We start from the raw sequence: 19,822 nt of genomic DNA on the forward strand, positions 1-19,822 counted from the left end.
GATGCCCATGCTGGGCACACACAATGTATATAAAAAATAGCGCGAGCAGTTGCAAATACAAGGGTTCGGGCACTTTTTCGAGGTCGCCAAATTTTTAAATTTGGCTAATTGAGAAAAGAAAGATAAATAGTAAAATTTAAAAATTCGGCTTGAGTTTAACCGAATGGTTTGCGCACTTTTTCAGCGCTACTTTTCATATACTCGACCGTTATGAGCATTAAACCATTTCGCTTTTTCTCAATTAGAGCCATTTTATTTTAACACCCAAATCGCACTCCCAAATCAACACTTTTTCTAAAAATCGCTCATTCTGTTGTGCGTTTTGTCATTCTTTTTCAAAACCACCAAAAGCCACGCTCTAATAGTTCGCCATCGCATTAAAAACCCTCTCCATTCTCTTCACCAGCTGATAATTACTCAAATCATCGTTGTTCACAATTAAAGCAAAAGCAATCTTCTTTCCGTTTCTACTGTCAATATATCCTGCGTATGATTTTATGCGATTCATGGTTCCGCTTTTGGCTTTCATTCTCCCTTGGGCAGCTTGACCACGACAAACACCTCGCAAGGTTCCACTTTCTCCAGCAATAGGAAGTGTTTCTTCATAGGCTGAAAAGTTTTCTGACTTATGCATGTATTTTAGCAACTCCACAAAATGTAAAGCACTAAACGCATTCGTTCTTGAAAGTCCGCTGCCGTCGGTTTGCATCATTTTTATGCCCAAACGAGGTTCCCAGTAATCATTGACGAATTTTGAACTTTTATCTGTGGTATTAACACCTTCCTTTTCATAAGCAGAAAGACTCAATAATTGTTCGGCAAAAAAGTTAACGCTTCTCAAATTAGTCCAATAAGCCACATCGGCAATTGATTCTCCCTCATATTCAAGTAACTTTTTACATTCCGCGTAATGAATTGTTGTGTCTGCATTGATTTGTAAAAGTGAGCGCATACCCACGGCTGATTCCTTAATTTCAATTCCTGCTTCTTCTAATGATTTTTCAAAAATCTGAGCCAGTAATAATTCTGGGTCTGGAATGCTAGCCTTGACTTCGAAATTAGATTTACTTCTCGGAATGCTTCCAATAGCAAAACGCTGATAAGAAAATGGCGTTCCATAAACATAAGCTTTATCTCTTCTTGAACTATGCGTTGTTACTTGATTAAAAAGTTGGAAACCTGGAATTGTTGGTGTTAAAGAATCGAGCCGAGTTGGGTAATTCAGTTGCGCTGGTGTAGAAAAATGCAAACGCGTCATGTTATCGTGAACGGCACAAGCACTTGGCCCTGCTCCGTAATAATTCCCCATATCTGCCCATGACCAGCCGTTTGGAGCGCCATCATAACCGAAAGCAGAACCATCGGCTATAATTTTTCCATTGATTTTTTGAATGCCTTCACTCTCTATTGCTTTAATCCATTCGTTTAAAAAGTCAAATTGACTCTCTTCATCGTTAAAATATTTACTGCCTAGACTTGCATCGCCAAATCCTTGAATAATTAGATCTCCATTCAACGTTCCTGTGCTATCAACTTCTCCACGGGAATACAAAAATGTTTTTGGTTTAAAATCTTTCCCTAACACCTCAAAAGCAGTGGCGGTTGTAAAAAGTTTAACTGTAGAAGCTGGAATTATCGCTGTTTCATGATTGAGTTGTGCAATAATGCTGTCTTTTTCAATGTCGTAAGCCAAAAAACTAATTCCAGTATTTTGAAGAGCATCATGATCAGAAAACAGATGAATTGCTTGCTGTACCGAGTTGTATTGTTGCTGACCAACAGATAAATTGATAAAAATGAAGCAGAAAATCCAAACAAAAGTTATCTTCATAGCGAGATTTTAAATTTGTATAAAAATCGATAAAATATTATGTGTGGCATAGTTGGATTGAAAAAACTTTCAGGAAACCTCCAAGATTTAGACCAAAAACGTGTAAACAAAGCACTTTTCAGTCAAACGCATCGTGGACCAGACCATTTTGATGTAAAAACATTTGGAAATACCGTCCTAGGGCACAACCGTCTTTCGATCATCGATTTGAAAGAACGTTCCAATCAGCCATTTTATGATAAATCAAAACGTTATACTATTGTTTTTAATGGTGAAATCTACAATTTTCCCGAACTTAAAAACGATTTACTCAAAAAAGAATATTTGTTTGAAACCTCATCTGATACTGAAGTACTTTTGTATCATTTGATTGAAAACGGAACAGCTGGAATCGACCAATTGGAAGGTTGTTTTGCTTTCGCTTTTTACGATAAAAAGGAAGACGAAATGATTTTAGCAAGAGATCATATCGGAATTAATCCTTTGCTTTTTTCTATTCAAGAAAATGAAGTGCTTTTTGCCTCTGAACTTACAGCTTTTAAACATCTCCTGAAGCATTCCAAAATAAACAATAAAGCGTTGAATGCTTATTTTCAATTCACTTATGTTCCCGCACCTGATACAATGATTGAAGGTGTTCATAAGTTATTGCCAGGACACTATTTAAAAGTTCAGGGAAAAGACATTGATATCATTCAGTATTATTCTGTGCATAATGCTCCGAAAGTAGAAATGTCTTACGAAGCGGCTACAAAAGTAGTAAAGCAGAAATTAGAACATGCCATTATAAAAAGACTGAACGCAGATGTTCCGATTGGTACATTTTTAAGCGGAGGAGTCGATAGTTCTATTGTTTCTGCCGTTACAGCCAACTTTAAGACATCGGTAAACACTTTTTCTATTGGTTTTGTCGGGAATGATTATTTCGATGAATCAGCATATGCAAAAAATGTAGCCAAACATATAGGTTCACAGCATCATCCTGTTCAATTAGAAAAAGAATCGGTGGTTGAATCTTTTCAAAAAGTATTGGACGCATTTGACGAACCTTTTGCGGACTCTAGTGCAGCAGCAATGTATTTTTTATCTCGTGCCGCAAAAGAGCAAGTCACGGTTTGTCTTTCCGGTGATGGTGCAGATGAGTTATTTGCAGGATACAACAAACACAAAGCATATATTCGAAGTAAAAAACCTGGAATTTTATTGAAAGTAGTCACTAAGTTTGCTCCTCAATTGACTGGTGGAAATCGACGAGGGAAATTCGCCAATAAAATTCGTCAATTGAAAAAGTTTGGAGATTTATTGCAGCACAAATGGCCAGATTCTTATTGGATGTTAGCCCAATTTATTTCCAAGAAACGACGCGATGCTTTATTGTTAAAAAGCAGTCCGTATAAAGCACATGTAGAGCCAAAATCTGATACCTTGAATGACTTTTTACGAATGGATCAGCAACTTATTTTGCCTAACGACATGCTCAAAAAAGTTGATTTAATGAGTATGCAACATGCTCTGGAAGTGCGTACTCCGTTTTTAGACAGAGATTTGGTAGATTTTGTAAATGGTCTTCCAGAAGAATACAAATATGATAAAGGAATAGGAAAACGAATTTTGAGAGACGCATTCCGTGAGGTTTTGCCAGATGAGGTGTTTTCTCGTTCTAAAAAAGGATTTGAAATTCCTCTGCACGATTGGATAAAATCAACTTGGGAAGAAGTGGTGAATCCGAAGTGGTTTGACACTTCGTTTATAGAAGAACAAAATGTGTTTTCTTTCTCTGGAGTGGAGCAATTAAAAGCAGATTTTGAGCTAGGAGAAGAAGAAGCCACTGTAACAATGTGGGCCTATATAGTATTCCAAAATTGGTACGACCGATGGACAGAAAAATAAAAGTGGTAAGAATCATCAATCGTTTTAACATTGGAGGACCGACTTTCAATGCAACTTTTTTGACCAAGTTTTTGGGAGATGATTTTGAAACAACCCTAATTGGTGGAGTTCCTGATGAAGGCGAAAAGGATTCTCATCATATTTTACATCAATACGGAATTGAGCCCATAATTATTCCAGAAATTCAGCGAAGCTTAGATCCAAAAACTGACTTTAAAGCATACAAAAAGATAAAACAAATTTTGAAAGAAATTCAACCTGATATTGTGCATACGCATGCATCTAAAGCTGGTTTTTTGGGTCGGGCAGCGGCTATTTCTCTAAACATCCCTGTGGTTGTGCATACTTTTCATGGTCATGTTTTTCACTCCTACTTTGGAAAGGCTAAAACCCAATTGTTTAAGTCAATAGAACGTTATTTGGCAAGAAAAACTTCAGGAATTATTGCGATTAGTGAACTTCAAAAGCAAGAATTATGCGAAGTGCATAGAATTGCTCCTAAAAGTAAGACAAAAGTGATTCCTTTAGGATTTGATTTAGAAAAATTCACCCAAAATAAAGTCCAAAAACGGAAAGAAACGAGAGCTCAATACAACCTCAAAGATGATGAAATTGCCATTGCCATAATTGGTCGTTTGGCTCCTGTAAAAGACCACGACTACTTTCTTGATGTAATTTCCGAAGTGTTAAAACAAACGCCAGCAAAACTTAAAGTTTTCATTGTTGGCGATGGTAGTGAAAAAGAACATATTCAAAAAAGAGTTGAGGAAATAAACGAGCATTATCCTGAAGCTGTAATTATGACTTCATGGATATTAGATATCGCTACTTTTAATCAAGGGATGGATATAATTTGTTTGACCTCTAAAAACGAAGGAACTCCAGTCAGTATTATTGAAGCTCAAGCAGCTGGTTTGCCAGTTATTTCTACAGATGTTGGTGGAGTTCGTGACATTCTGGAAGATGGAAAAGCTGGTTTTGTGATTAAGAGAGAGAATTTTGAAACTTATATTAAAAAACTACGTTTACTGATAGAAAATCAGGCTTTACGAGAAAAATTCTCTACTTTAGGAGCTCAAAGCACGATTAATAAATTTAGTTATCATCAATTAGTTAAAAACATGAAAAGCTATTATAAATCATTATTGTAAGTCATGAAATCCAAGCTACCCTTATTCTTCTTCCTCATTTTGTCAATGTTTTTTAGCGCATGTAGTGTAAATAGCCACATCATGTTTAAAACAAAAAAAAATGAAGTTATTGTAGATAACATTCCGATTTCACCTGCCGATGCGTACCGATTAGCACCAGACGATAAAATAGCATTTACAGTTTTTGTAGAAAACGGAAAGAGAATTATTGACATTTCATCTGGAGTCAATGAAAACTCGGCTGGTAACCAACAAATAAATAAAACAGACAATATTCAATATTTGGTAAGAAATGACGGTCAAGTAGAACTACCCTTATTAGGATTGGTAAAGGTTGGCGGCCTATCCATCATTGAAGTACAAGAAAAACTGAGTCAATTATATTCAGCAAACTATATTGATCCCTTTGTTCAAGTAAAAGTTACCAATCGCAGGGTAATCGTTTTTCCAGGAACAGGAGGTGACGCTAAAGTTATTCCTATAAATAACAACAACACGACATTAATGGAGGCTATTGCTTTAGCTGGCGGCATAACCGAACGTGGAAAAGCAAATATCATAAAAGTCATGCGTCAAACCACTGAAGGAAGAAAAGTTTATCAAATTGACCTAAGTACTATTAATGGATTAAAGTATGCAGATATGATTGTTCAGTCAAACGATTATATTTATGTTGAACCTTCACGACAACTCACACGAGAAATTTTAAAGGAAACAACGCCAATCATTTCTTTAATCTCATCAGCCATTGTTATTATTTCTGTAATTTTGACCTTGAACTAATGGAGGTGAACAAAAAAAAGCTATTCGTTAATACGACTTTTGACACAAATATTTTAAAAATTGTGATCAAACGAAACTGGTATTGGTGCGTGCTTATTTTTAGTTTATTTATTGTTTTAGGATTTCTTTATTTAAGATATACAAAACCCGTTTATGAGTCTCGGATGCTTATTCAAATTAACAGCGAAAATCAAGGGGCTGATTTACTCGACTTAAGCGATGTACGAACAGAAGGCTCTATTGCTAAAGAAATTGAATTATTGCGTTCTCAACTTTTGTTTAAGAAAGCGATAAAACAGCTTCCTTTACAGATCTCATTATATGCTAAAGGAGAGTTTCTCACCGAGCAAAGATACAGACAAGGAAATCTAGAAATTTCACCTTTACTCTTAAAAGATTCATCCTTACTCAATACGCCTATTAACATTACCACAGAAGGCAACAAAATTTTCTTAAATTTCACGCATCAAAATAAAGCACATCATATAGCCATTCAACCTAATGAAATATTAAAGAACAATCTCTTTGATATAAAAATGAAAGTTAATGACTTCCAAGAATTAAAAACTGATGCGGAAACGAATCAGTTGTATTTTGTTTTTAATGACCTCAATACAGTTTCTTCAAGATTTCATGACGACTTATCCATAAGACCAATTGACCAAAAGGCTAAAACGGTTGAAATTAGCTATCGCAGCCACAGTCCAACCTTTGCTAAAGATATTATAACTGCACTCACCAAAAGTTTTTTTAAATATGACGAAGGTTTAAAAAAAGAAAGTGCAGAAAACGTTTTGGGGTTTATTGCTTCTCAACTTGATTCATTAACAAGAGAATTAAGTATCTCTAAAGACAGTGTTATGCGCTTTCAACGTAATGAAAACATAACAAACCCTGAACATTTAAGTGGTTCTATCTCATCCAAAATAGAGTTCCTAAGAACAGAAGAAAGAAACATCATTGAGGAAATAAGGGTGCTTAAGGTAGTAAAAGAAAAATTAAATAGTGACCCGAATAGCAATGATGTTTATCGCTTAATTCCTAATATTATTGGTCAGTCGTATGAAGGCAGTTTAACCAAACAAATCCAAGAGCTTTATGAATTAATAGAACGCAAGGAAGACCTTTCCTACAAGGTAACACAAAACAACGATATCATACAAAAGCTTGAAAAACGTATCACAATTCGCAAAGAAAGCATTACCAGAATCATAGATGCACTCATCGAACGAACAGAAGAGAAATTAAAAATCACTTCAAAAGATATTAAAGAATTAGAAAATCGGTATTTTGATCTTCCAGAGAAACAAATGGAATTAGACCGCCTAATTAATATTCAAGAGTTAAATGAAAAATATTACTCACTTTTAAATGAGAAAAAAGTAATCTACTCTATTTCAAACGCAGGATATGCATCCAATAACAAAATACTAAATAGTGCTTCAAGTGCCTCCTCACCTGTTTTTCCTGTAAAAAGTATGGTTTATAGTGCTACACTCTTTTTAGCCTTTAGTTTTTCAATTGGTTTATTATTATTGAGGTATTTAACATTTAACCAAATTAATCAAATCACTGATTTGAATACAGTATTACCAAAAAACATAGGTGTCCTAGGTTCTGTTTCGATCAATAAAGCAAAAGCAGTTAATTCTTCATTGATTGTTAATGAACGTCCAAAATCAGCCATAAGCGAATCATTCAGAACATTAAGAACCAATTTATCATTTGTCAAGCAAAATGTAAATACGATTGCGATAACCTCAACGATTTCAGGAGAAGGAAAAACATTTATTGCTTTAAATCTGGCGGGTATAATTGCAATGTCTGGAAAGTCGGTTTTAGTTATTGATTTAGATATGAGAAAACCAAAAGTTCACCTCGGTTTTGGTAGTGACAACATTAAAGGAATGAGTAATCTATTGGCAAAGCATTGTACAGTAAACGATGTTATTCAGCATTCTCAATTAAAAGGTTTAGATTTTATTTCTGCCGGCCCAATTCCGCCCAACCCTTCAGAATTATTACTCAGTCAACATTTTGAAGATGTATTCAAACAAGTTAAGACACAATACGACACCATTATTTTTGATAATCCCCCGGTTGGACTTGTTTCTGACGGCATTCAATTATTAAGTAAAGTTGACGTTCCTATATACGTATTTAGGGCTAATTTTTCTAAGCGTTATTTTGTTGAAAAACTTAAAGAAATTTCAGAAATTGATGAAATTAACAATATCAACATCGTTTTAAATGCTGTAGATGCCAAAAGCAACACCTATGGTGGAAATTACGGAGGGTATTACAGTGAAAGCTAAATTGAAATTACATTATTTTGAAAATTACAAATACAGGGATTAAAGACTTAATTATTTTAGAACCCAAAGTTTTTGGAGACAACCGAGGTTACTTCTTTGAATCATTCAATGAACAACTTTGGCAAGAAAAAACAAATAAACAGGTTCATTTTGTTCAAGACAATGAATCAATGTCTCAAAAAGGCGTGCTTAGAGGTCTGCATTTTCAAAAACCACCCTTCAGCCAAGGAAAGTTAGTACGTGTAGTACAAGGAGCGGTTCTGGATGTTGCTGTTGATTTGCGTCAAAACTCCCCTACGTATGGTGAACATTTTAAAATTATTTTATCTGCCGAAAATAAAAAGCAGTTTTATGTTCCTGAAGGATTTGCACATGGGTTTCTTACCCTAGAAGACAATAGCATATTTAGTTATAAATGTACAGAATTCTATCATCCTGAGAGCGAAGGTGGGCTACAATGGAATGATAAAAAATTGAATATTGATTGGGGGGAAAAAAAACCTTTACTTTCAGAAAAGGATAAGCATTATCAAGAATTTGTTAATTTTGTCACACCTTTTAAGTAAGGATTAACAAAAATACAATTGTGCAATTTAACTTCTTATTTGAATATATTACATTCTTTATTGCGGCATTAATTATCTCTTTAATTATTAACAAATTGATTCTTCGCTTTGCTAAAAACCTAGGGATCAGAAACAAGAATGACGTAACGGTAAGGTGGAGCAATGCATCAAAACCTTCTTTAGGCGGAATTAGTCTGTATTTTACTTTTATTATCTCCGTACTTATTTATGCTTCGGTTTCATCAACCGAAAACATCTTTAACCAAATTGAGTTTATAGGTCTTATAGCCGCAGCAACCTTAGCCTTTGGCATTGGAGTCGCTGATGATGCTTACAACACAAAGCCTCTATTAAAACTTATCGGTCAGATTTCATGTGGATTAATTTTTGTTTTTAGCAACAACACCGTAGATGTGTTTCATCAACCAATTATAGATGGTTTAATTACCGTAATATGGGTTGTTGCTGTTATGAACAGTTTAAACATGCTCGACAACATGGACGGTATTACGGGTACGGTTTCTTTTTTTATATTGACAACATGTTTTGTGGTATTGGCAATGATCAATGATCCTAACAATCTATTATGGATGTTTTTAATCATAGCAGAAGTTGGCGCTCTTCTTGGTTTTTTAATGTACAATATTCACCCCGCCAAAATGTTTATGGGTGACACAGGAAGTCAGTTTATTGCACTGTTCATTAGTTTCTTTGGAATAAAAGCACTTTGGAATTTACCCGCTATCTATGAAGTGCCTTCATGGACTAGCTTATTTCTAGTACTTACCGCATTTACACCCACTGTTGCAGACACCTTAACGGTGGTAATTAACCGGAGAAAAAGAGGTGACTCCATAATGCTGGGAGGAAAAGATCATACAACACATCATCTTGTTTATCGAGGATTTTCTGATTTTAAAGTATGGCTTATCTTTTTACTCATCAGTATATTCTCTTTCGGCTACGCCATTTGTCTTTCTTATTTCTTAATTATTGGAAAGTATTGGATTGCATTTTTTGGTTTACTATTTTTCTTGGTGATTTTTATCCCATTGTACAGAAATACATTAAAATATCATCCTCCAAAAGGCTAAAATTTTGATTTTTTGAGAACTACCTTTTTTCAGATAACATTTATTTAAGGAAATTTGCTTTTGTTTTAATTATCTTTGTCTTCCCAAAGTAAAACAACAATGACTAAGCTCTTAGTATTCTCTCTTCTATTTATTTTCCTAACAGCATGTACCAACAGTCATTCTGAAAAACCACCGCTTGTTCAAGAAAACATTAAAACATCAACTCCAAAAAACCATTTTGTGCTCCCGAAAGTCCCAAAGCAAATTTCCTTTGCAGGTGAAAACATCGATTTCTCAGATATTGACCTAAAAGAACGTATGGATAATGAGCTTGTTATAAATAACTTTTGGCATTCCAACACCATCTTAATGATGAAACGAGCAAACAGATGGTTTCCAATAATCAAAAAGGTTTTTATCGAAGAAAATGTACCGCTAGACTTAATGTATATTGCAGTTATTGAAAGTGGACTTCAAAACGTAACGAGTCCAAGAGGTGCGAAAGGGTTTTGGCAATTCATGAAACCTACTGCAAAAGAATATGGATTAAAGGTAAATCAACAAGTTGATGAAAGGTATCATGTTGAGAAAAGTACCCGTGCAGCATGTAAATATTTAAAAAAAGCCTATGAACGTTTTGGAAAATGGACGTTAGCCACAGCTTCATATAATTTAGGAATGTATGGAGTGGCTGACAATTTGGAACGACAAAAGATGAGCAGTTTTTTTGATCTCTCACTCAATCCAGAAACAGCACGTTATGTTTTTCGAGTTATAGCGGTAAAATTAGTATTTGAGAATCCTAAAGCCTACGGATTTCACATCGACTCCAATGCATTATACCCACCTTACATTACCAAGGAAATTCTTATCGATTCAAACATTTCAAACCTATATGAATGGTCAAAAGAACAAAATATTTCAATTAAAATTTTACGCAAATTGAATCCATGGATAAGAGGACGAGATTTTAGGGTTAACCGAAAAGATACATTTTTCTTTAAAATCCCATTAAATAATGAACAACTTGGCCTCATTGAAGGTTAAGCATATGTAAAGAAGTGCAAAATAGTATGAAGGATCAAATAGAAATTTTTGGAGCGAAAGAACACAATCTTAAAAACATTGACTTAACACTGCCAAGAAATCAATTAGTTGTTTTTACAGGGTTGAGCGGCAGCGGAAAGTCCTCACTCGCTTTTGATACTATCTTTGCAGAAGGTCAGCGCCGATATATTGAGACATTTTCTGCCTATGCACGCCAGTTTTTATCAGGAATGGACAGGCCAAACGTTGATAAAATAGAAGGATTATCGCCTGTTATTTCAATTGAACAAAAAACGGTTTCAAAGAACCCACGTTCAACAGTTGGAACAATTACAGAGGTCTACGATTTTATGCGTTTACTGTATGCACGAATAGGTACAGCATACTCATTTATTTCTGGTGAAGAAATGGTGAAATACTCAGACGATCAAATTGTTTCATTAATTACCGAAGATTACGAAAATGAGAAGATGATTTTTCTTGCGCCTTTAGTTAAAGGTCGAAAAGGACATTACAGAGAACTATTTGACCGAATGCGCAAAAAGGGATATACCAAAATGCGGGTGGACGGAGTAATTGTTGACATTACTCCAGACATGAGGGTTGATAGATATAAAGTCCATGATATTGAACTTGTAGTAGACAGATTAAAAGTTGATCCAAAAGACAAAAAGAGACTAAAAAAAGCGGTCGAAACAAGTATGGATGTTGGAGATAAGGCAATGATGGTCGTAAAACATGGAGAAAAAGAAGTGCGACATTTCAGTAGGACCTTAATGTGTCCTTCATCAGGTATCAGCTATCCAGATCCAGAGCCCAATCTATTTTCTTTTAATTCACCTTATGGAGCATGTTCAAATTGCAATGGTTTAGGAGAGGTTTCGGTGATAGATTTAGACAAAATTATTCCTGACAATTCGCTCTCAATTAAAAAAGGAGGTTTGGCTCCATTAGGTAAATACAAAAAAACATGGATTTTTGGTGAACTTTCGACCTTTTTGGAAGCAGAAGGATACTCGCTCAACACACCTTTATCAGAAATTCCACAAGAGCTTTTAACCTCAATTTTGTATGGAAGAGAGGCGACAAGAAACAGCCTAGGTAAAAACGTAGCTTCATTTGAGGGTATTATCGATTTCTTAACCCGACATATTGCTGAAAAAACTTCAGCTAAGATTACACGATGGGCACAATCTTTTATGAACAAAAAAACATGTCCTACATGCGAAGGTTCACGATTAAAAAAAGAAGCGCACCATTTTAAAATTGATGATCAACATATTGGTCAACTCGTAGAGAAAGACATTGATGAACTCGCTCATTTCTTTAAGCAATTGCCTCCAAAGTTGAGCAAATCTGAAATGAAAATTGGAAAAGAAATCCTTAAAGAAATAAATGATAGACTTTCATTCATCTTATCTGTAGGATTAAATTATCTGACTTTAAATCGTTCTGCAAGAACACTTTCAGGAGGAGAAGGACAAAGAATTCGGCTGGCGACTCAAATTGGCTCCGAGTTAATGAATGTACTATATGTATTAGATGAACCTAGCATTGGACTTCATCAAAGAGACAACACCCGATTGATTGAATCTTTAAAACAATTAAGAGATGCTGGTAATTCTGTTATTGTAGTTGAGCATGATCGAGAAATGATCGAAGCTGCCGATTTTGTTGTAGACATTGGACCAGGAGCTGGCGTTAGAGGAGGAGAAATCATTAATGCATGTAATTATAAAGACTTAATAAAAGCCAATTCATTAACAGCGCAATACCTCTCCGATAAAAAGAAAATAGAAACACCAAAAAAGAGACGAAAAGGAAATGGGAATAAACTAGTGCTAAAGGGAGCAACAGGACACAATCTTAAAAATGTAAATCTTACTTTACCTTTAGGAACATTCACTTGTGTTACTGGAGTATCTGGTAGTGGTAAATCTTCACTCATTAACCAAACGCTCTACCCCATTTTAAATGCACATATTTACAATGGTGTGAAAGAGCCGCTACCCTACAAGAAAATTGAGGGATTAAAAAACGTAGATAAAGTTATTGAAATCAACCAAGATCCAATTGGCAGAACACCTCGTTCCAATCCAGCGACATACACCAAGGTTTTCGATGAAATAAGAAGCTTATTCGCATCCCTGCCTGAAGCTCAGATTAGGGGATACAAACCTGGGCGATTTTCTTTTAATGTAAAAGGTGGTAGATGTGAAACATGTAAAGGTGGAGGGCTTAAATTAATTGAAATGAACTTTCTTCCTGACGTTTACGTCGAATGTGAAACTTGCGGAGGAAAAAGATACAACAGGGAAACGCTAGAAGTACGCTACAAAGGCAGGTCTATTTTTGATGTTTTAGACATGACTATTGAAAAAGCCACTGAATTTTTCGAACCCATTCCAAAGATTCATCGTATATTGTCTACTTTGCTTTCTGTTGGCTTGGGATATGTTAAGCTCGGTCAACCATCAACAACTGTTTCTGGTGGAGAAGCGCAACGCATTAAATTAGCTACAGAATTATCAAAAAGAAGTACAGGAAATACTATTTATATCTTGGATGAACCTTCAACAGGTTTGCATTTTGAAGATATACGTATGTTATTGGATGTCTTGAATAGATTAGTTGAAGAAGGAAATACCGTGTTGGTCATTGAACACAACTTGGATATTGTTAAGGTAGCTGATTACATTATTGATGTTGGCCCTGAAGGAGGAAGAAATGGTGGTGAAATTGTAGGATACGGAACACCTGAGCAGTTGGTGAAAAAAATAAAGAAAGTATAACTGCTAAATATTTAAAAATTGAATTAAATAGATAATATGAGTCATAAACCAGGAAAAGATTGGAATGAAATAAAGTCAAACGATAGTTGGGCTATTTTTAAAATTATGTCTGAATTTGTGCAAGGATATGAAAGTATGGCACGCATAGGTCCTAGCGTATCTGTTTTTGGATCTGCAAGAACATTGGGCGATCATAACTACTACAAAAAAGCTGTGAATATTTCACGTATGCTTGCTGAAAGAGGATATGGTGTAATTACAGGTGGCGGTCCAGGAATTATGGAGGCTGGAAATAAAGGAGCACAAGAAGGTGGAGGTAAATCTATAGGATTAAATATAGATCTGCCCTTCGAGCAAAGTGGAAATCAATACATTGATCAAGATTCTAATCTAAAATTTGACTACTTCTTTGTTCGAAAAGTAGTTTTTGTTAAATACTCCCAGGCATTTGTGGTTTTACCAGGTGGGTTCGGAACAATGGACGAGCTATTTGAGGCCTTAACGCTCATTCAAACCAAAAAGATAGCGAAAAAACCTATCGTTTTTATTGGTTCTGATTATTGGAAAGGTCTTATCGATTGGATTAAAAACACCATGATAACAGAAGGTAATATTGCTGCGGATGACATGAATCTCTTTAAAGTTGTAGACGAAGAGGAAGAAGCAATAAAATACATTGATGACTTTTTCAAAACTCATTCGTTAACTCCTAACTTCTAAAATTAACTTTTGATAACAATTAAGACTTCTCTTTGGTGTGCCTTTTGGATACACTTGCAGAAAAATAATATATGATGAGTATAAAAAGTATACTTTCTTTTTTGGTTGGATTATTGATTCTGCAATCATGCTCAACTTCGAAAAACAAGACTATGTGGGTTGCAGGATATCAAACCGAATGTGATAACGACCCATGTTTGATTGTAAATGAAAACGAATCACTTGATGAAGAAGAGTGGAAAACAATGAAGACACCAATAGAGGAATTCAAGTTTGAAGCAGGTAAAATGAAACAAATTGAGGTTAGCAAAGAGAAAGACCAAAGTAACTATACGTTTGTAAAAACAATTTCTTCTCAAATTGATCCAAGAATAAAATTAAATGGAAATTGGATTTTAGCAACCATAAATGGTGGAAACATCAACAAAATGGTAAGTGTACCGACTTTAAAAATAGATATCTCAGCCATGCAGTTTTCTGGAAATGGTGGGTGCAACCTTTATCAAAATGAAATTGAACATCTGGGTACACAATACATAAAATTGAAAAATGGACTAGGAACATTAAAAGAATGTGCAAATGAAAACATTGAAAGAGACTACTTCAGTACACTCTCAAAAATAGCACAATATAAAATTGAAGAAGGAAAACTTTTGTTTTTAAACGCTGATGAAAAAGTGATTTTAAGTTTCATCAAGGTGAAAACCACTTCGTTTAATACAGCATTGAGAGGTGAATGGAAAACTGTAGAAATCGAAGGAAATCAAATTGAAGGAAGTCAAACCCCTACTTTTGTTGTGGATGAACAAAAAAGAATGATTGGAGGAACGGATGGTTGTAATAACTATAACGCTACAATTGAGAGCTTCTCAAATGTTGATTTAAATCTAAGCAAGATGATGTCAACAAAAAAAATGTGTGCAAACATGGAAATCCCTAAGCAATTTTTAGCAGCAATGCACAAAGTTAGCAAATACAAGATTCAAGATGGCCAATTGATATTGATGGATAACAATTCGAAGGTTTTATTGAAATTTGAAAAGTAAAAATAAATATTTAAGATTTGAAAAGACGTAACAAAATGTTGCGTCTTTTTTTATTGTCCTAATTTGGCAGCAATAAAAGCCGTTGTCCATGCAGCTTGAAAATTATAACCACCTGTAATTGCATCAATATCTAGAACTTCGCCTGCAAAGAAAAGGTTAGGCACATGTTTACTTTCTAGGGTTTTCGAATTTACACTTTTAAAACTTACGCCTCCACAAGTAACAAACTCCTCTTTAAAAGTAGTCTTTCCTTTTACCTCGTAGACATCATTCGTTAGAATTTCCACGAGTTTATGTGTTCCTTTCTTACCGATTTCATCCCATTTTTGGGTTAAAGTCAAGGAAGCTTTCTCCAATAAAAAAATCCACAAACGACTGGGAAGATCATAAATTCGTACATTTTGAATTTGTTTTTGACCATTGTTTTCGATCGTTTTGTTAATCACCGCTCGAACAAGCTCTTGATTTTGTTCGTTTGTCCAATTAACTTGTAAATTAAATTGATACTGCTTTTTTGCCAACATTCGCGCACCAAAAGAAGACAGAACTAAAATTGCAGGACCACTCATGCCCCAATGTGTGATCAATAAAGGTCCATTTGCACTTAATTTCTCTCCTTGTATTCGAGTAGTTGCATTATTTACCGCAACTCCCATTAAAGTCTTAACCTTTTCTTGAGGCATATTAAAAGTAAACAAGCTTGGTACAGGAGTTTCAATTTGGTGTCCTAATGCAGAAAGCCAATTTAAACCGCTTAACTTTGGTGAACCTCCTGTGGCAACAATAACTTTATCAAAAGTAACGGCATTTACTTCATCAAAATACAATTGAATTCCTGAGGCAGATGGCGCAATCTTTTTTACTGATGCTTGGCTTTTCATTTGAACACCTAAAGTATTGGCTTCTTTTAAAAAGCAATCAATAATCGTTTGTGAATCATCAGTAGTAGGAAAAACCCGTTTATCGGTTTGCGCATAAAGCGAAACTCCACGAACCGAAAACCATTCACGAATATGAACAGTATTGAAATGAGGAAACAACTTCTTTAATTGCTTCCCTCCTCTCGGATAAGCTTTGCTCAATTCGGAAATTGATGTTGTATCATTGGTAACGTTGCAGCGTCCGCCACCAGATACTTTGACTTTTGAAAGCCATTTTTTTGATTGCTCCAAAAGAATTACTTCGGCATCGGGATAATTGGTCTTTACACAAATAGCAGCAAAAAAACCAGCCGCTCCACCACCAATTACACCAACTTTCATATCGTTTTTTTCGTACAAATGTAATATTCTTTGTTCAATTTCGTTTTTCATTTAATAATCAAAGCAAAAGATAACTTTAGTTCTTCTAGAAATAATCTTATTTGGTTATTCATAATAAACTTTACAAGGTATCTGCTTTGTTTTATACAATATTGCGTAACTTTGTGGAAATTAAATTCGAAGCAAAATGATATTAGGAATGTTTGGCCCGTGGCAGATTGTGCTTGTTGTGGTAGTAATTTTACTTCTTTTTGGAGGTAGAAAAATTCCAGAACTAATGAAAGGATTAGGTAAAGGAATGAAAGAATTCAAAGACGCCACAAAAAACGACGAAGATGAAGGTGGTACACAAGAAAATGAAAACAACAAGAAATATGTTAAATCTACTTATTCATGTATAGAACTTTTACGGAAATTAAAGCTGCCCTTAAAAAAGGTCGGTCGGTACAAGATATTCTCAATAAATACCTAGAAAACATCAAAGAACGTGATGGATTAAACGCGTATCTTGAAGTTTTTGAAGCATCTGCTACAAAACAAGCCATTGCAATTGATGAAAAACGCAAAGCAGGAAAAGCAGGTCGTTTGGCTGGAATGGTTATTGGCATAAAAGACAATATATGTTACAAAAACCATAAAGTTTCAGCTGCTTCTAAAATATTAGAGGGATTTGAGTCTGTATTTTCCGCTACTGCAATTGAGCGTTTGATAGCAGAGGATGCTATTATTGTTGGTAGATTAAATTGTGATGAATTCGCAATGGGAAGTTCAAATGAGAACTCAGCGTATGGAAGTGTTAAAAATGCGCTCAATGAAGATTATGTTCCTGGAGGTTCATCGGGCGGAAGTGCTACAGCAGTTGCTGGAAATTTATGCACAGTTGCGTTGGGTAGTGACACTGGTGGTTCTATACGTCAACCCGCATCCTACACAGGAACAATTGGTTTTAAACCTACCTACGGAAGAATTAGTCGATATGGATTAATCGCTTATGCTTCTTCTTTCGATCAAATTGGCCCCGTAGCCAACGACATTAAAGACATCGCTTTGGTTACGGAAATAATGGCGGGAAAAGACGAATATGACAGTACTGTTTCCTCAAAGGAAGTGCCATCCTTGACACCACAACCTTTAAAGAGTAAATTAAAAATAGCCTACATTAAAGAAACGTTAGACACAGACGGAATTGATCCCGAAATTAAAGCCAGAACTGAACAATTGGTAAATTGTTTACGCGCTGATGGTCATGATCTCATTCCCGTTTCTTTCTCTTACATCGAACAAATTGTGCCTACATATTATGTTCTCACAACAGCAGAAGCTTCTTCAAACCTCTCAAGATTTGATGGTGTTCACTTTGGCTACCGAAGTAAAGCAGCAAAAGGAGTTGAAGAAACTTACGTTAAATCTAGATCAGAAGGATTCGGAGAGGAAGTAAAACGTAGAATAATGGCCGGAACATTTGTTTTATCACAAGGCTACTATGATGCATATTACACAAAAGCTCAAAAAGTGAGACGTTTGATTCAAGACCGTACTCTTGAGATTTTAAATCAACATGACTGTATTTTACTACCGACTACTCCCTCAACAGCATTTGAATTAAACGCAGTGAAAGACCCTATTAATATGTATCTTCAAGATATTTATACGGTTCAAGCGAATCTCTCTGGAAACCCAGCTATTTCTTTACCATTAGGCAAACATAGCAACGGAATGCCTTTTGGCTTACAATTAATTGGAAAACACTTTGGCGAAAAAGAATTGATAGATATCTCTGCTTATTTAATGGAATTTTGTTAATGGAAAAACACGTAAGAACAATAGCATTTATTGGACTAATTCTCTTAGGAGCTACTCCGCTATGGGCACAGGAAAATGAAGACAAACCAACGGATAGCACAGAAGTAATTCAACATGAAAAATTTTTACGGGTTATAGAAAACACATTAGAAGAGTATTATAGAGATTACGCTTCTACAGACCATGAAACAGACTCTATAATTGAGTCACTTGGGTATACCGACAAGGATGTACCCGTTTTTTCTGACTCTATATATTGCATGCGCTTAGATGAAATGAATGAAAAAAGTCCTTTTCATTTGGATTGCAATAGAGATGTGCTCAGCGTTTTAAAATTCTTCACAAAAAATAGAAGAGGGTTTACCAGCATTGTTCTGGGAAGATCAAAACTTTATTTTAATATGTTTGAAGAAAAATTGGCAAAACACAATATGCCAATAGAACTTAAATATTTATCCGTAATTGAAAGTGGACTGCGCCCACAAGTAAAATCAAGAGCTGGGGCTTTAGGTTTATGGCAATTCATGTACAGAACAGGAAAATATTACGGCTTAACACAAAATTCCTATATTGACGAAAGAATGGATCCAGAAATGGCTACCGAAGCTGCATGCTTATATTTAAAAAAGCTACACAGCATGTATAATGATTGGAATATGGCACTTGCTGCCTATAATGCAGGCCCTGGAAATGTAAACAAAGCCATTCGCCGTTCAGGTGGAAAAATGACATATTGGGAAATTCGTCCCTATTTGCCGAGAGAAACACAAGGATATGTGCCCAACTTTATCGCTATGTCTTATATGCTCACCTATCATGCAGCTCATAATGTAAGAGCTAGAGAGGCAAAGTTTCATGATTTTGAAATTGATACGGTTTGCTTAAAAGATGGACTGCACATGGAAGTAATTGATTCGTTAATCAATTGGTCTGTTGCCGACATAAAAGCACTTAATCCAATTTACAAAACTTCTTACATACCCAAAACAACACCCCCACAATGTATTCAGATTCCAACGTCGTATATTGGTGAATGGATTAATTTTGAAGATAGTATTTATCGTTTAGATTCCTTAATTTATGAAACGATTGTAGAGGAAGAGGAAGTTGATCAAACGGTTACTGTACACTATGTGCGTTCAGGACAAACGCTTGGACACATTGCTGGAAGATATGGAACTAGCGTAAGAAACATCATGAATTGGAACAATTTACGATCTACTCGATTAAGTATCGGACAAAGATTAACAATTTACACAAACGGAAAACCCTCAACTAAAAAACAAACCGCAAAGAAAAAAACACCAAAAAGCCTTACAAAGAACCAACAACGGGAACACTACATACAATTCGATCTGGTGAAAATTTGTGGGTCATTGCTAAACAACGGGGGATTTCAATTGATGAAATTAAAAAGTTAAATCCAGGCGTAAATTACCGTGATTTGAAAGTAGGTCAGAAAATACGCGTGAAATAAAATGATTTCTTTTTAACAAAAAGAAAATGCATGATAGTTGTTAGCTTATTTTAAAAAAAAATG

14 protein-coding genes and 1 pseudogene are annotated in these 19,822 nt (G+C 35.1%); 13 read left to right on the forward strand and 2 right to left on the reverse strand.

All coding sequences use genetic code 11. The features are described 5' to 3' along the window. Positions 1-358: 358 nt before the first annotated feature. Positions 359-1,831, reverse strand: coding sequence for a D-alanyl-D-alanine carboxypeptidase/D-alanyl-D-alanine endopeptidase (dacB, locus tag CW751_RS13840; protein WP_101335627.1), 1,473 nt, complete (start codon positions 1,829-1,831; stop codon positions 359-361). A gap of 39 nt (positions 1,832-1,870) precedes the next feature. On the opposite strand from dacB, the gene asnB reads away from it, so the two are divergent. The 10 genes from asnB (at position 1,871) to CW751_RS13890 (ending at position 15,217) form a co-directional block, all read left to right on the forward strand. Next, the gene (gene asnB, locus CW751_RS13845) at positions 1,871-3,721 is read left to right on the forward strand and encodes an asparagine synthase (glutamine-hydrolyzing) (RefSeq protein ID WP_101335628.1); all 1,851 of its coding nucleotides are present in this window, start codon (positions 1,871-1,873) and stop codon (positions 3,719-3,721) included. Then, positions 3,706-4,872 carry a glycosyltransferase gene (locus tag CW751_RS13850; protein ID WP_101335629.1) on the forward strand — a complete coding sequence of 389 codons (1,167 nt, stop codon included), beginning with the start codon at positions 3,706-3,708 and terminating at the stop codon, positions 4,870-4,872. The genes asnB and CW751_RS13850 overlap by 16 nt, the downstream gene beginning before the upstream one ends. An 81-nt stretch (positions 4,873-4,953) precedes the next feature. Continuing rightward, complete coding sequence (locus CW751_RS13855) at positions 4,954-5,655, forward strand: polysaccharide biosynthesis/export family protein (protein WP_165779315.1); 702 nt, start codon at positions 4,954-4,956, stop codon at positions 5,653-5,655. A gap of 5 nt (positions 5,656-5,660) precedes the next feature. Then, on the forward strand, positions 5,661-7,970 hold the full coding sequence (locus tag CW751_RS13860) for a polysaccharide biosynthesis tyrosine autokinase (protein ID WP_205677838.1): 2,310 nt from the start codon (positions 5,661-5,663) through the stop codon (positions 7,968-7,970). Positions 7,971-7,987: 17 nt separating this feature from the next. Next, on the forward strand, positions 7,988-8,536 hold the full coding sequence (rfbC, locus tag CW751_RS13865; RefSeq protein ID WP_101335632.1) for a dTDP-4-dehydrorhamnose 3,5-epimerase: 549 nt from the start codon (positions 7,988-7,990) through the stop codon (positions 8,534-8,536). Between the two features lie 20 nt (positions 8,537-8,556). Further along, complete coding sequence (locus tag CW751_RS13870; RefSeq protein ID WP_165779317.1) at positions 8,557-9,630, forward strand: MraY family glycosyltransferase; 1,074 nt, start codon at positions 8,557-8,559, stop codon at positions 9,628-9,630. Positions 9,631-9,729: 99 nt separating this feature from the next. Further along, entirely contained in the window at positions 9,730-10,659 is a 930-nt protein-coding gene (locus CW751_RS13875) for a lytic transglycosylase domain-containing protein (protein WP_101335634.1), read from the forward strand. Between the two features lie 26 nt (positions 10,660-10,685). Next, positions 10,686-13,451 (forward strand): excinuclease ABC subunit UvrA, encoded by a 2,766-nt coding sequence (uvrA, locus tag CW751_RS13880; protein ID WP_317045824.1) that lies wholly within the window; start codon positions 10,686-10,688, stop codon positions 13,449-13,451. A 36-nt stretch (positions 13,452-13,487) separates the two neighbouring features. Beyond that, positions 13,488-14,171: an LOG family protein gene (locus CW751_RS13885; RefSeq protein ID WP_101335635.1), complete on the forward strand. Its 684-nt coding sequence runs from the start codon at positions 13,488-13,490 to the stop codon at positions 14,169-14,171. Between the two features lie 71 nt (positions 14,172-14,242). Beyond that, the gene (locus tag CW751_RS13890; protein ID WP_101335636.1) at positions 14,243-15,217 is read left to right on the forward strand and encodes an META domain-containing protein; all 975 of its coding nucleotides are present in this window, start codon (positions 14,243-14,245) and stop codon (positions 15,215-15,217) included. Positions 15,218-15,267: 50 nt separating this feature from the next. Here CW751_RS13890 and CW751_RS13895 read toward each other — a convergent pair whose 3' ends face one another. Further along, positions 15,268-16,530 carry a BaiN/RdsA family NAD(P)/FAD-dependent oxidoreductase gene (locus tag CW751_RS13895; protein ID WP_240612584.1) on the reverse strand — a complete coding sequence of 421 codons (1,263 nt, stop codon included), beginning with the start codon at positions 16,528-16,530 and terminating at the stop codon, positions 15,268-15,270. 136 nt (positions 16,531-16,666) lie between these two features. Between CW751_RS13895 and tatA the strand changes: the two are divergent. From tatA to CW751_RS13910, 3 genes and pseudogenes are all read left to right on the forward strand, one after another. Then, positions 16,667-16,849: pseudogene (gene tatA, locus CW751_RS15745) on the forward strand (twin-arginine translocase TatA/TatE family subunit); the annotation flags it as partial. Between the two features lie 23 nt (positions 16,850-16,872). Next, on the forward strand, positions 16,873-18,282 hold the full coding sequence (gene gatA / locus CW751_RS13905; RefSeq protein ID WP_101335638.1) for an Asp-tRNA(Asn)/Glu-tRNA(Gln) amidotransferase subunit GatA: 1,410 nt from the start codon (positions 16,873-16,875) through the stop codon (positions 18,280-18,282). Then, positions 18,282-19,703 (forward strand): lytic transglycosylase domain-containing protein, encoded by a 1,422-nt coding sequence (locus tag CW751_RS13910; protein ID WP_101335639.1) that lies wholly within the window; start codon positions 18,282-18,284, stop codon positions 19,701-19,703. The genes gatA and CW751_RS13910 overlap by 1 nt, the downstream gene beginning before the upstream one ends. The last annotated feature ends 119 nt before the right edge of the window (positions 19,704-19,822 follow it).

This window comes from Brumimicrobium salinarum (assembly GCF_002844555.1).
GTDB classification, from domain to species: Bacteria; Bacteroidota; Bacteroidia; order Flavobacteriales_D; family Crocinitomicaceae; genus Brumimicrobium; species Brumimicrobium salinarum.

Excerpts from the sequence above, each read along its gene's own strand:
- dacB (WP_101335627.1), bottom strand. The coding sequence starts at position 1,831 with ATGAAGATAACTTTTGTTTGGATTTTCTGCTTCATTTTTATCAATTTA.
- asnB (WP_101335628.1), top strand. The coding sequence starts at position 1,871 with ATGTGTGGCATAGTTGGATTGAAAAAACTTTCAGGAAACCTCCAAGAT.
- CW751_RS13850 (WP_101335629.1), top strand. The coding sequence starts at position 3,706 with ATGGACAGAAAAATAAAAGTGGTAAGAATCATCAATCGTTTTAACATT.
- CW751_RS13855 (WP_165779315.1), top strand. The coding sequence starts at position 4,954 with ATGTTTAAAACAAAAAAAAATGAAGTTATTGTAGATAACATTCCGATT.
- CW751_RS13875 (WP_101335634.1), top strand. The coding sequence starts at position 9,730 with ATGACTAAGCTCTTAGTATTCTCTCTTCTATTTATTTTCCTAACAGCA.
- uvrA (WP_317045824.1), top strand. The coding sequence starts at position 10,686 with ATGAAGGATCAAATAGAAATTTTTGGAGCGAAAGAACACAATCTTAAA.
- CW751_RS13885 (WP_101335635.1), top strand. The coding sequence starts at position 13,488 with ATGAGTCATAAACCAGGAAAAGATTGGAATGAAATAAAGTCAAACGAT.
- CW751_RS13890 (WP_101335636.1), top strand. The coding sequence starts at position 14,243 with ATGATGAGTATAAAAAGTATACTTTCTTTTTTGGTTGGATTATTGATT.
- CW751_RS13895 (WP_240612584.1), bottom strand. The coding sequence starts at position 16,530 with ATGAAAAACGAAATTGAACAAAGAATATTACATTTGTACGAAAAAAAC.
- gatA (WP_101335638.1), top strand. The coding sequence starts at position 16,873 with ATGTATAGAACTTTTACGGAAATTAAAGCTGCCCTTAAAAAAGGTCGG.
- CW751_RS13910 (WP_101335639.1), top strand. The coding sequence starts at position 18,282 with ATGGAAAAACACGTAAGAACAATAGCATTTATTGGACTAATTCTCTTA.